9 protein-coding genes and 1 pseudogene are annotated in these 12,654 nt (G+C 72.2%); 4 read left to right on the top strand and 6 right to left on the bottom strand.

What is annotated here, in order from left to right:
- Positions 1-59: 59 nt before the first annotated feature.
- From Cco03nite_RS41010 to Cco03nite_RS40990, 5 genes and pseudogenes are all read right to left on the bottom strand, one after another.
- Entirely contained in the window at positions 60-809 is a 750-nt protein-coding gene (locus Cco03nite_RS41010) for an ABC transporter permease (RefSeq protein WP_203699454.1), read from the bottom strand.
- Positions 806-1,744 (bottom strand): ATP-binding cassette domain-containing protein, encoded by a 939-nt coding sequence (locus Cco03nite_RS41005; protein WP_203699453.1) that lies wholly within the window; start codon positions 1,742-1,744, stop codon positions 806-808. Before Cco03nite_RS41005 ends, Cco03nite_RS41010 begins: the two co-directional genes overlap by 4 nt.
- 237 nt (positions 1,745-1,981) lie before the next feature.
- Positions 1,982-2,560 (bottom strand): annotated as a pseudogene (locus tag Cco03nite_RS41000) (dienelactone hydrolase family protein); the annotation flags it as partial.
- A 165-nt stretch (positions 2,561-2,725) separates the two neighbouring features.
- Positions 2,726-3,910 (bottom strand): glycoside hydrolase family 3 N-terminal domain-containing protein, encoded by a 1,185-nt coding sequence (locus Cco03nite_RS40995; protein WP_239168073.1) that lies wholly within the window; start codon positions 3,908-3,910, stop codon positions 2,726-2,728.
- Between the two features lie 94 nt (positions 3,911-4,004).
- The gene (locus Cco03nite_RS40990; protein ID WP_203699451.1) at positions 4,005-4,871 is read right to left on the bottom strand and encodes an alpha/beta fold hydrolase; all 867 of its coding nucleotides are present in this window, start codon (positions 4,869-4,871) and stop codon (positions 4,005-4,007) included.
- Between the two features lie 430 nt (positions 4,872-5,301).
- On the opposite strand from Cco03nite_RS40990, the gene Cco03nite_RS40985 reads away from it, so the two are divergent.
- On the top strand, positions 5,302-7,752 hold the full coding sequence (locus Cco03nite_RS40985) for a discoidin domain-containing protein (protein WP_203699450.1): 2,451 nt from the start codon (positions 5,302-5,304) through the stop codon (positions 7,750-7,752).
- A 90-nt stretch (positions 7,753-7,842) separates the two neighbouring features.
- Here Cco03nite_RS40985 and Cco03nite_RS40980 read toward each other — a convergent pair whose 3' ends face one another.
- On the bottom strand, positions 7,843-9,933 hold the full coding sequence (locus Cco03nite_RS40980) for a putative bifunctional diguanylate cyclase/phosphodiesterase (protein WP_203699449.1): 2,091 nt from the start codon (positions 9,931-9,933) through the stop codon (positions 7,843-7,845).
- A gap of 123 nt (positions 9,934-10,056) precedes the next feature.
- On the opposite strand from Cco03nite_RS40980, the gene Cco03nite_RS40975 reads away from it, so the two are divergent.
- The 3 genes from Cco03nite_RS40975 to Cco03nite_RS40965 all read left to right on the top strand — a co-directional run bounded on the left by Cco03nite_RS40975 (position 10,057) and on the right by Cco03nite_RS40965 (position 12,599).
- Positions 10,057-11,241: a branched-chain amino acid ABC transporter substrate-binding protein gene (locus Cco03nite_RS40975; protein WP_203699448.1), complete on the top strand. Its 1,185-nt coding sequence runs from the start codon at positions 10,057-10,059 to the stop codon at positions 11,239-11,241.
- Positions 11,242-11,269: 28 nt separating this feature from the next.
- Entirely contained in the window at positions 11,270-12,061 is a 792-nt protein-coding gene (locus Cco03nite_RS40970; RefSeq protein ID WP_239168072.1) for a class I SAM-dependent methyltransferase, read from the top strand.
- A 166-nt stretch (positions 12,062-12,227) separates the two neighbouring features.
- Positions 12,228-12,599 carry a hypothetical protein gene (locus tag Cco03nite_RS40965; protein WP_203699447.1) on the top strand — a complete coding sequence of 124 codons (372 nt, stop codon included), beginning with the start codon at positions 12,228-12,230 and terminating at the stop codon, positions 12,597-12,599.
- Positions 12,600-12,654 lie beyond the last annotated feature (55 nt).

Here is a 12,654-nt window from a genome sequence, read left to right as displayed (position 1 = left end):
CCACGGGATCCGGAAAGGATCCCGTGGCACGCCGTGGGCGGCCTCGGATCAGGCGGCGGTCAGGCGCGCTTGGTGAACGTGGATCGCGCCCACAGGCAGCCGACGACGGCGATGGCCACGCACCAGGCGAGAGCGGGGATCACGTCGCCGGCCGACGGCGCGCCGGCGAGAAACCCGCGCAGGGTCTCGATGATCGGGGTGAAGGGCTGGTATTCGGCGAACTGCCGCAGGCCGGGGCCCATCTTCTCGGCCGGGACGATCGCGCTGCTGAAGAACGGCAGCATGACCAGCGGCACGGCGGCCATGCCCGCGGTCTCCGGCGACTTCGCCGACAGTCCCAGGGCGACGGTGAGCCATCCCGCCGCGAACGCGAGCAGCACGATCACGCCGACCACGCCGAGCCAGTCGGTCAGGCTCGCCGCCGGGCTGAACCCGAGCAGGAACGCGACGCCGACGAGGGCCGCGATGGCGATCAGGTTGGTCAGCACGCTGGCGACGACGTGACCGGTCAGCACCGCGCCGCGGGACACGTCCATGACCTTGAACCGGTTGATGATGCCCTTGGTCATGTCCGAGTTCACCGAGGTCGCGGTGGCCCCCAGCCCGTAGCAGACGGCCAGCAGCATCAGCCCCGGTGTCGCGTAGTCGATGTAATCGACCCCGACGTCGAAGGCGTCGCCGAACATGTACACGAACATCAACATGATCACGATCGGCATGACGACCGCGTTGAACACCGAGGTGGGGTTCCGGGCGATGTGCTTGGCGTTGCGGCGCAGCATGACCAGCGAGTGGGACTTGGCGCTCATTTCGCGACCTCCGCGGTGTGGCCCGTCAGGGCGAGGAAGACGTCATCGAGATCGGGGGTGTGCACGGAGCACTCCTCGGCGCTGAGGGAGTACTCGTCGAGCCGGTCCAGCAGGGCCCGCAGCGACTTCGTGCCGCCGTCGCCGGGCACCCGCAGGGTCAGCGCCTCGGGGTCCGCGGCGGCGTCGGGAAGGACCCGTGCCGCCGCGTCGAGTTCGGCGGCGGTGGTGAACCGGAGCCGGACGTGCGTGCCGGGGATCTGGCGCTTGAGCTCGTCGGGCGTGCCCTGGGCGACCAGGCGGCCCTGGTCGAGCACCGCGACCCGGTCGGCGAGCTGGTCGGCTTCCTCCAGGTACTGGGTGGTGAGGAAGATGGTCACGCCGTCGGCGACCAGGCCGCGGATGATCGACCACATGGTGTGCCGGCTGCGCGGGTCCAGGCCCGTCGTCGGCTCGTCGAGGAAGATGATGCTCGGGTCGCCGACCAGCGTCATCGCCAGGTCGAGCTTGCGGCGCATACCCCCGGAATAGGTCGACGTGGGCTTGCCCGCCGACTCCGACAGCTCGAACCGCTCCAGCAGCTCGGTGACGACGCGCTCGCCGTCCCTGGCCGGCACCCGGCTCAGGTCCACCATCAGCTGCAGGTTCTCCCGGCCGGTCAAGAGCTCGTCCACCGCCGCGAACTGGCCGGTGACGCCGATCGCCGCGCGCACCGCCCTGGCCTCGGTGGCGAGGTCGTGGCCGGCGACGCGCACCGTGCCGCCGTCGGCCTTCATCAGCGTGGTCAGCACGTTGACCGTGGTGGTCTTGCCCGCCCCGTTCGGGCCGAGCAGGGAGAACACCGTGCCCGCACCGACCTCGAAGTCGATGCCGTCGAGCACGACCTTGTCCTTGTACGCCTTTCGCAGTCCGGAGACCGTGATCGCAGATTTCGTCATGCGGCAACTATCGGGAGCCGGCCTGTCAGCCCCCTTACACGCGCCTTTCACGTGACCTGACACGGCTCACGCCCACGTCGAGCAGGGCCGATCTCCACCGTGTCCTCCACGCCTGGGCGGTCCTCGGCGAACGCCGGTCGACCTGGCCTTGTGTCGATGAGAGAACCGGTGGAATACCCGTTCAGGGAAGTGATACGCAGGTTCGTGGCGCCACGGCCTCGCCGGGTCGTGACCGCGTCAGCGGGCCAGGAAACCGAGGATCCGCTCGGTGACGAGCGCGGCGGCCTCGGCGTCGTACGTCGGCAGCGAGCTGTCGGTGAACAGGTGCCGGTCGCCCGGGTAGACGAACAGCTCTCCGTCGGCGGCCTCCTTGACCAGCGTGCGGGCCGCGTCGATGTCGCCCTCGCCGGCGAAGAACGGGTCGGCGTCCATGCCGTGGACCTGCACGGGCACCGCCGCCGGCCAAGGGCCGCCGAACTCCGACGGCGGCACGCAGGATTCGAGCAGCACCGCGCCGTGAGCGCCGGGCCGGGTCTGGGCCAGCCGCTGCGCGGGCATCACGCCGAGCGAGAAGCCGACGTAGACCAGCTCGGCGGGCAGCGCGTCGGCGGCCCGTACGCCCCGCTCCACGATCTCGCCGAACCCGGTCTCGCGGGCGTAGGCCAGCCCTTCCTCCAGCGTCGCGAAGACGTTGCCGTCGTACGAGTCCGGCGTGTGCACGGTGTGCCCGGCCTGCCGCAGCCGGTCGGCGAAGGCCCGGAGGCCGTCGGTCAGCCCTTGCGCGTGGTGGAAAAGCAGCACTTCGGCCATGGGGAGGCTCCTTGTCGGTCGGGAGGATGTTCTCGCGGCACCCTAGGGCTCATTGCGGACGTTCTGCGTCCGGAACCGCCGACCGCTGCCGTGCCGTCATCGCCGTCCGACCTCGCGCACGGGGTGGGGGCGCGAGCTCGCGGGTCGGCCCCGCAACGACGTTTCGGCTGCTCAGCGCGGTGGCCACAGGGCGTCGATGCGGGCCACGGACCGGTCGATCTGCGCCGCGGGGACCTTTCCGGCGCGGACCAGCCCGAGCACGTGCTCGACGGTCTCGGTGACGATCGCCGGGTCGTAGACCGCCTGGTTGCAGAAGACCAGCTGGTCCACCCCGGCCTCCAGAGCGTACGTGGTCGCCTCGTCCCGGGCGTACCGGCTGGTGATCGCGACGGCCTGCATGTCGTCGGTGACCACGACGCCGTCCCAGCCCAGCTGCCCGCGGAGCAGGTCGGTGACGACGGCGTGGGACAGCGACACCGGCCGGTCGGGGTCGAGTCTGCGGTTCAGGAAGTGGGTGACCATGACGGTGTCGGCGGTGCCGGACTGGATCAGGCGCTGGAAGGGCACGATCTCGGCCCGGGTCCAGGTGTCGGTCACGTCGACGGCCTCGAAGTCGGTGTTGCCGGTGGCGCTGCCCAGCCCGGGGAAGTGCTTGATCGAGGTGCGCACGTTCGCCTTGCGGTAGGTGTCGATGGTGTCGGTCGCGCAGGACACCACGACGTCCGGGTCGGCCGAGAAGCTGCGGCCGAGCAGGGCGATCGCCGGGTTGTCCGGGTTCACCGCCAGGTCGGCGACGGGGGCGAAGTTGAAGTTCACCCCGATCTGCACCAGGGTCTGTGCCATGCCCCCGGCCCAGGCCTTGGTGGCCGGGGGAGAGTTGAGCGCGCCGATCTCGGCCTGCGACTTCGTGGCGGGGAAGCCGTTCTGCGGGCCGAGCCGTGCGATCTTGCCGCCCTCCTGGTCGATGGAGACGATCAGGCCGTGCGGGGCGGCCCCGGTCAGCGTCTTGATCAGTGCGGTGACCTGAGGCGGGGAGTTGATGTTGCGGCTCTCGCCGGTGAGTTGGTCCCGGTCGAACAAGATGACGCCGCCCAGCCCCCGCTCGGCGATCGCCTTCATGATCCAGTCGTCGGGGCCGACCTGCGCGCCCCGGAAACCCACGATCATCATCCGGGCGATCTTCTTGCGCAGTGCGGCCTCGTCCAGGGTGGGACCGGCCGTGGGGGTGGGCGTGGTGGCGGCTGCTGCGGGCGTCGTCGCGCCGGGGCGCTCGGCGCAGCCGCCCAGGCCCGTGGCGACCAGCGCGGCCCCCGCCCCGGTGAGCAGCCCTCGGCGGGTGATCCCGTCGCCTGTCACGCCGTCCACGTTACTGAGCCGCGCGCCTGCCCAGGCCCGTTATCGGGTCCTTGTCGCCGCGCAGCACGTCCTTGTCGCCCGGTCACACGCCTGCTCAGGGCCGTGACGGAGCCTTCGTAAGCGGGTCGGCGAGCAGGAAGTCCCGCACCGCGGCCGTGAAGGCCGCCGGCTGCTCGACCCAGGGCATGTGCCCGGCATCGAGGCTGATCCGATGGGCGTTGGGCAGGGATCGGGCCAGGGAGTCCACGCTGCGGCGGGGGCGGATGTCCTGGGCGCCGTCGATGATCAGAGTGGGGGCGTGGAGGTCCATGATCGCGGCGAGCGCCGCGCCCGAGTCCACGTACTCGTCGGTCTGCCGGGACAGGGCGGCGTGGCAGTCGCGGTTGACGCCGAGGAACGGGGTGGCGAAGCGTTCGGCCTGGGCGTACGCCGTCGCGGGGTCGGCGAAGTCGGCGGACCACTGCAGCACCGCGAACTCGCGCTCCTGCGCCGGGGTGCGCTCGCGGCCGGTCAGCTCGTCGAAGCGGGGCAGGCGGGGGCCGAGCCGGGCGCGCACGGTGGCCAGGAAGTCGGGCAGCCAGGTGGCCGACGGGTCCACGCCGACGCCGGACACGTACACGAGGTGGCTGACGTGGTCGGGGTGGGCCAGGGCGTAGCGCAGCGCGAGCAAGCCGCCCCAGGAGTGGCCGAGCACGGCGACCGGCGTACGCCCGGTGCCGCGGACGACCGCGTGCAGGTCGGCGACGCTCTGCTCGATCGTGTACGGCCCGGGAGACGGAGACCGGCCGCAGCCGCGCTGATCCCACCGCACGACGGTGAAGGCCCCGTCGAGCAGCGCGGCCGGTTCGTCGAAGTAGTCCCAGAGCCCGGGCCCGCCGTGGCACAGCACCAGCGGGGGCCCGCTGCCCGTCCGGCGGGTCCACAGCGCCGCCCCGCCGTCCGCCTGCACCGTGTCCGTCATCGCGCCATCATCCGCCTTCGAGAAGCCCAGTGTGGACCTGGCCGCGTCGTGCAAACACTTGCATAACGTGGCACGCTATTTGCGTAAACCCTGCTGTCTAGGGTCCGTCACGAGGCCCGGTTCGGCCTTGCTGCTCAGCCTGCCACGCTTCGCTCGAATGTCAAAGGCACTGTCTGATCAGGGATTAGGGGCACTTTGCCAACCAGGCCGCCCCGGCAAGTGCCCACTGGACGTTTGTTGGAATTTTGCGTAAGCCTCTGGACGTGACGGCAGTGGCGGACCTAATCTGCTGACGTCTTCGGAACACGCTCGCGACGTGTCCGGAACAGCCGCCGAACACCGCCCGCTCCGCGTGCCGGCCGCGATCCCCGTGCCCCCTCATCCACGAGCGCGCCCACGTTCGCGCGAATCATCCCGATAGGAGCAACTGATGAAGCTCCGCACCGCCCTGCTGGCCGCGACCACGTTCGCCGCGGCCGGCGTCCTGGCCGGACCGAGCGCCGCGGTCGCCGGTCCGGCCGTCCCGACCGTGCCCACTCTGCCCGGCACCGCCCTGCCGCTGCCCGTCCTCTACGGCGCGCGCGGCGCGGCCGTGCCGTTCACCGAGTACGAAGCCGAGCACGCCCGCACCGACGGCCGCGTGCTCGCCGCGACCCGCGCGTTCACGCAGCTCGCCGCCGAGGCGTCCGGCCGCCGCGCGGTCGCCCTCGACGCGGGGGAGTGGGTCGAGTTCACCCTGGCCAAGCCCGCCAACGCGGTCGACGTGCGTTACTCCGTGCCGGACGGCACGACGGCGGCGCTGACCGTCACCGCCGACGGCAGGCCCGCCGGGCAACTGGCGCTGACCTCGAAGTACTCGCACGTGTACGGCAACTTCCCGTACACCGACGAACCGGCCGACCGCGGCCCGCACCACTACTTCGACGACGCGCGCACCATGTTCGGCCGCACCCTGCCCGCGGGCACCCGGGTGCGGTTCAAGGCCACCGCCGCCGCCGTGGTCGACCTCGCCGACTTCGAGGTCGTCGCCCCCGCCCCGGCCGCGCCCGCCGGTTACCTGAACGCCCTCGACTTCGGAGCCGACCCGAGCGGCGCGGCCGACTCCGGCCAGGCGCTGCAGACGGCGCTCGACGCCGCCCACGAGCAGCAGCGCGGCCTGTGGATTCCGCCGGGCGACTACGCCGTGACCCGCCACCTCCAGGTGGACCGGGTGACGGTGCGCGGCGCGGGCCCGTGGCACACGGTGCTGCGCGGCGCGGGCGTCGGCGTGTTCGGCAACGCCGCGCCGAACCCGAGCACGGCCGTGCACCTGTCCGACTTCGCCGTCTTCGGCGAGACCGTGGTGCGCGACGACGCCACCATCGACAGCGGCTTCGGCGGCTCGCTCGGCGGCGGCTCGACCATCCGCAACGTCTGGGTCGAGCACGTCAAGGTGGGCATGTGGTTCGACGGCCCGTCCGAGGGCCTGACGATCGACGGCGGTCGCATCAAAAACGTCTGGGCCGACGGACTCAACCTGCACAACGGGGTCAGCCACAGCACCGTGACCAACCTGTTCGTGCGCAACACCGGCGACGACGGCATGGCCATGTGGTCGGCCGCGAACGCGGACACGGGCAACACCTTCACCCGCAACACGGTCTCGGCGCCGCTGCTGGCCAACGGCTTCGCGGTGTACGGCGGCCGCGACAACACGGTCAGCGACAACGTCGCCGCCGACACCGTCACCCAGGGCGGCGGCGTGCACGTCGGCAACCGCTTCGGCGCGAACCCGCTCGCCGGCACCACCACGATCAGCGGCAACCTGCTGGTGCGCACCGGCAGCCTGGTGCCCAACGAGCCGACGCAGATCGCCGCGCTGTGGTTCTGGGCCGCCGACGCCCCGATGACCGGGGCCGTCCAGGTCCGCGACACCACTCTGCTGGACAGCTCGTACGCCGGGATGCAGTTCTTCGGCAAGTCCATCACGAACGTGTCGGTGGAGCGGGTGACCGTCGCCGGGGCAGGCACCGTCGCCCTGCAGTTGCAGGCACCCGGGGCGGCGTCGTTCGCGAAGGTCGTCGCGTTCGGGCTGGGCGACACGAGGGTGCACGACTGCGCCACCGGCTTCACGGTGACCCGCGGCGCGGGCAATCTCGGCTGGGAGGGCGCCCGCTGCGGCTTCGTCCCGGCCGGACAGCTGGAGATCGCCCAGGCCACCGGGGTCGAGTACGGCTTCCAGCCGATCGGCACCGAGGCGGTGCGGCCCGTCGCGATCACCAACCCCGGCCCGCGGCCGATCACGGTCGACGCGGTCGTGCCGCCGCGCGGGTACGCCGTCGACAGCGGCTGCGCCGTGATCGCGGTCGGGGCGACCTGCACGCTGCAGGTGCGCTTCGCCCCGCAGTCCTCGGGCAACTACGCGGGCCTGCTGACCATCCACAGCAGCTCGCCCGCCGGTCCGTACGTGGTGGGCCTGCGGGGCATCGGGTTCGACCCCGACGGCAACCTCGCTCTGGGCCGCGACATCACGTCCAGCTCGCAGGCCGGCTGGTGGATCGCGCCGCCGAACCTGGTTGACGGCGACCAGTCGACGTACTTCGAGAGCCTCAACGGGGCCTTCCCGCAGACCGTCACGCTGGATCTCGGCCACCAGGTGTCGGTCAGCCGGATCGTGCTGAAACTGCCCGCCAACTGGGGCGGCCGGTGGCAGACCATCGCCGTGTCGGCAGACGGCGCGCCGCTGGTGGACGCGGCCGAGCACCTGTTCGCCCCGGAGACCGGCAACGTCGTGACGATCACCTTCCCGGCGGTCACGGCCCGGGAGCTGACGCTGACGTTCACCGCGAACACCGGCTGGCCGGCGGCGCAGATCTCGGAGTTCGAGGTCTACGCGCGCTGACGCGGACCGGCCGGCTGCCGGCCGAGGCGTTCGCCCGATGACACGGCCGCCGCGCCCGTCGTGCCCGCACCGGCACGGCGGACGCGGCGGTCACGGGTTGAGGGCCGCCGCGGTCTGCGTCTGCACGGTGGCGGTGCCGCGCCGGGTGGGCGGTTTGAGTGTGGTCCGGGCGGTGTCCTGCGCCTTGCGGATCTCCGCCATGAGCTCGTCGGCGGGCACGGGGTAGGCCAGCGCGAAACCCTGCACCTGGTCGCAGCCGAGCTCGTCGAGGATCGCCAGGGCGGTGAGATCCTCCACACCCTCGGCCGTCACGAACAGGCCGAGGTTGTGCGCCAGGTCGATGGCGCTGCGCACCAGGATGGCGTCGCCGGGGTCGGTGGCCAGGTCGTGGATGAAGGTCCGGTCGATCTTCAACTCGTCCGCGGCGAGCAGCTTCAGCTGGCTCAGCGAGCTGAAGCCGGTGCCGAAGTCGTCGATCGAGACCTGAACCCCGTCCCGGCGTACCCGGCGCAGCGCGTCCTGGGCCCGCCCGGGGTCGGTGGTCATGCCGCTCTCGGTGATCTCCAGGCGCAGCAGCGTCGCCGGCAGCCCGTGCTCGGCCACGGCGGAGCGCACCTGGCCGACGAAGGCGTCGTCGAGCAGGCAGTTCGGCGACACGTTGACCGACACGGTCATCGGCCGGCCCTGCGCGCACCAGTGCGCGGCCTGCTTCACCGCGATCCGGAGCAGATGGTAGGTGAGCGGGATCTCCAGCCCGCCGGTCTCCGCGACGCCCAGGAACGCGCCGGGCGACAGCAGCCCGAGCTGCGGGTGCCGCCAGCGCACGAGCGCCTCGGTGGCGCTGACGGTGGCGTCGGCGAGGCGCACCTGGGGCTGGTAGTACAGCACCAGCTGCCCGTCGGGGTCGCCGTCGGTGAGCAGCGCGCGCAGGTCGCCGAACAGCGCCATCCGGCCGGGCTGGTCGGTGTCGATCTCGGGGTCGTACAGGGCGACGCCCTTGCCGCTGGTCTTGGCCCGGTACATCGCGGCGTCGGCGTGGCGCAGCATGTCCTCGGCGCTGGTGCCGGGACGGCCGATGACCATGCCCACGCTGCCGCTGACGGCCGCGGAGCCGGCGGGCAGCAGGTAGTTGCGCCGCAGCGCGCCGGTGGCCCGCTCGGCGATCTCGACGGCTCCCTCGGCCGAGGTGACGCTGGGCAGCAGCACGGCGAACTCGTCGCCGCCGAGCCGGGCGACGGTGTCGCCGTCGCGGACCACCTTGCGCAGCCGGTGCCCGGTCTCCACCAGCACGTCGTCGCCGGCCTGGTGGCCGAGGGTGTCGTTGACGGCTTTGAACCCGTTCATGTCGATCAGCATCACGGCGAGCTGTTCGGCGTCCGGTCGTGCCGGGTCCAGGGCGTCCTCCAGCCTGCGCTGGAACAGCAGGCGGTTGGCCAGCCCGGTGAGCGGGTCGTGCAGCGCCTGGTACTGGCTGACCTCGGCGTGCTGGAGCACACGGCGCTGGTAGCCGAGCATGACCCGCCAGATCGCGGCGACCAGGCCCAGGCCGACGGCGAACCCGACGATCGTCGCGGCGAACATCCGGGTCTGCGTCTTGCGCAGGTCGGCGACGAGCTTCTGGGCCTGGGTGTGGTGGTCTCGGGCGACTTCGGTGATGTCGTGCTGGAGTGTGTAGTACGCCGGGGTGACCTCCAGCCGGTCCTGCTGGACGGCGTCGGGGTTGCGGTCGGTCACCATGATGATCAACTCGTCCGCGGCCTGCCGGTACGCCGACTGCTCGGCCTGCAGCCGCAGCGCGTCCTCCAGTGCCGGCCCCGTGCTCAGCTCCACCGCGCGCCGCAGCGTGGCGTCGGCCTGCGCGGCCGACTCCAGATAGCGGGCGCGGCTGGCGACGGACGGTTCGAGCTGGTAGTGCCGGGCCTGCATCTCCTGCACCGCCACCGCGGCGCTGGCCTCGCTGAAGATCGCGTCGAGCACGAGCGCCTGGCTCTGCACCTCGGTGGCGCGGGTGGCCTGGAGCGTGCCCCACAGGGTGAACGCGCCCAGCCCACACAGCACCGCGGCGAGCGCGGCGGTCATACCGAGGCTGCGACGCGGCCGCAGCACCGGGTCGGCCCGACGGGCGGCGTTGCCCCGCCTGCCGAGCCGTTCGACGGCCCGCCTCCAAGACGGCCAGTGCATTTTTCGGGGGTCCTCCTCCGAGTGGCCGGGCGGCCGCTCCATTCGGGTCTTGTCCGGTGGTCAACGCGATCTTCCACGCGGCAATTCCGGCTTATCCCGCGAACTCTGATAATAATTCACGATATGGACATCCTCCACGGACCGCGAATGCCGCGGCGGCTGCGAACGGCGGTGGCGCTGCTGGCCACCCTGCTGCTGGGCGGTGTGGCCGCCTGCAGCCAGCCCGAGGAAGCGGACAAGGCACCCGATGTCGTACGACTCGGCGCACTCGTCCCGCTGACCGGCGACAACGCGCCCACCGGGCAGCGCTTACTGGAGGCGTTCCAGATCGCGATCAAGGACGTCAACGACGCGGGCGGGGTGCTCGGCCGGAAGGTCGAGCTGGCCGTGGGCGACGACGCCTGCGACCCCGGCACCGCCGTGGTGAAGGCCAACGAGATGACCGGGCGGGACATCACCGTCTCCGTCGGGGGCGGGTGCAGCGTGGCCGCGGTGCCGACGCTCAAGGTCTTCCGGACCGCCGGCATCCCGATGATCATCCCGGCGGCGAACTCGACCGACCTGCTCGCGCCCGGCTACGACAGCGTCTTCCTGCTCGCCGGCACCACCACGATCGAGGCGGACCGCGCCGTCGACGCGATGGAGAAGCTCGGCCGCCGCCGGCTCCTGGTGATCGACGACGGCACCAGCTTCCCGCAGACAATGGCCGCCGCGACCGTCGCCAGCGTGCAGAAGGACGGCGGCCCGCTGACGCTGGCCGGGCAGATGAAGGTCAGCCAGGGCGCGACCAGCTACCCGCGGGTGCTGGAGAAGGTCAAGGAGGTCGACGCCGACCTGGTCTTCTTCACCGGGTACTACCCCGAGGCCGGCCGGATGATCCGCGACCTGCGCGACGGCGGCTACCGCGACACGATCATGCTGTCCGACGCGGGCACCGACCCGACCCTGTTCGACGTGCTCGACGACAAGCAGGGCGAGGGCGTCTACGGCATCACCCTGCCGCTGGCGCAGTTCGAGCCCAAGGCCGACGCCTGGGCGGCGAAGTACCGGGCCTCCTACGGCCACGAGCCGGGGCCGTTCACCATGCAGGGCTACGACGCCGTACGCCTGGCGGCCAACGCGATCCAGCGGGCCGGCACGACCGACCGCGAGGCCGTACGCAAGGCGATCGCCGACACCAAACCCGGCGACATCGAACTGCTCTCGGGCCCGGCGCAGTTCAGCGCGAACGGCACCCAGCCCAACCCCACCTTCATCCTGCTGCAGATCAAGAACGGGGCCTTCACGCTGGTTCGCGAAGTCAGCTGAGTCGGACGGCGGTCGTATCCTCGTTCGCGTGGCGGATCTCTGGACGGCCGGCGAAGCGTACGACGTCTACATGGGCCGGTGGAGCGCGCGGATCGCGGACGCGTTCGTGCGCCTGCTGGCAGTGCCGTCCGGGCGCAGCTGGCTGGACGTCGGCTGCGGCACCGGCGCGCTGACCGCCGCGGTGCTCGCGCGGGCCGAGCCGTCCCGGGTGACCGGGGTCGACCCCGCGGAAGGCTTCCTGGCCCACGCGCGGACCCGTGTCACCGACCCGCGGGTGACGTTCTACAGCGGCGACGCCCGGTCGCTGCCGGTGCCCGACGGCTCCTTCGACGCCGTGGTCAGCGGCCTGATGCTCAACTTCGTGCCCGAACCCGAGCAGGCCGTGGCCGAGTGCGTGCGCGCCGCGGCGCCGGGCGGCACGGTCGCGGCCTACGTCTGGGACTACGCCGAGGGTATGGCGCTGCTGCGGCACTTCTGGACCGCCGCCGTCGCCGGCGATCCCGCCGCCGCGCCGCTCGACGAGGGCCGCCGCTTCCCGCTGTGCCGGCCCGAGCCACTGGCGGACCTGTGGACCCGCGCCCGCCTGGCCGCCGTGACGGTGCGGCCGGTCGAGGCGGTCGCCGTGTTCGCGGACTTCGCCGACCTGTGGACGCCGTTCCTCGGCGGGCAGGGACCCGCGCCCGGTCACGTGGCCACGCTGTCCGCGGCCGACCGGGACGCGCTGCGTGACCGGCTCCACGACGCGCTGCCCGTCGCCGCCGACGGGTCCATCACGCTGGCCGCTCGGGCCTGGGCCGTCAGCGGCGTACGCCCAAGCTGACCTGGACAGACCTGCCGCCGGCGGCCGTCCGGGCCCGGCCGGGCAGCGCCGCGCGCCGTCATGTCCCCTCCCGACGGAGGTTAGCGGGCCGCCGCGCGGGTATCCGGTTCGCAGCGGGCCGCCGTTCCCTTCAGGCGTGCTCGGCGCGACAGAGGAGGGCAGCTCAATGGCCAAGAACAGCAACGGAGTCGCCGCTTCGGCGGAGCAGCTCAAGCACACCCTGGCCGAGTCGGGCCGCGCGGTCGCCGCGCAGGCCGGCGAGGTCGGGCACACGCTGGCCGAGTCGGGCCGCACCGTCGCCGCGCAGGCCGGTGAGGTCAAGGACCAGGTCGCCGCGACGGCGGTGCTGGCCAAGGACAGGGCCGGCGAGGTCGTGCACGACCTCGCCGACCGGGTGCCGTCCAGCTCGCAGGAGTGGGAGGAGATGGGCCGCGACGTGATGCACAGCGTCCGCCGCAACCCGCGACCCTGGCTCATCGGCGCGGCGGCGGTCGCCGCCGTCTGGTGGCTGGGCCGCAGGTCGAAGCGGTCCCACTGATCGCGGGCAGTGCCGCACCAGGCGGGCGGGCCGTGTCATCCGACACGGCCCGCCC

The organism is Catellatospora coxensis, assembly GCF_016862635.1.
In the GTDB taxonomy this organism is placed as follows: Bacteria; Actinomycetota; Actinomycetes; order Mycobacteriales; family Micromonosporaceae; genus Catellatospora; species Catellatospora coxensis.
This window is presented reverse-complemented; position numbering and strand designations above follow the sequence as displayed.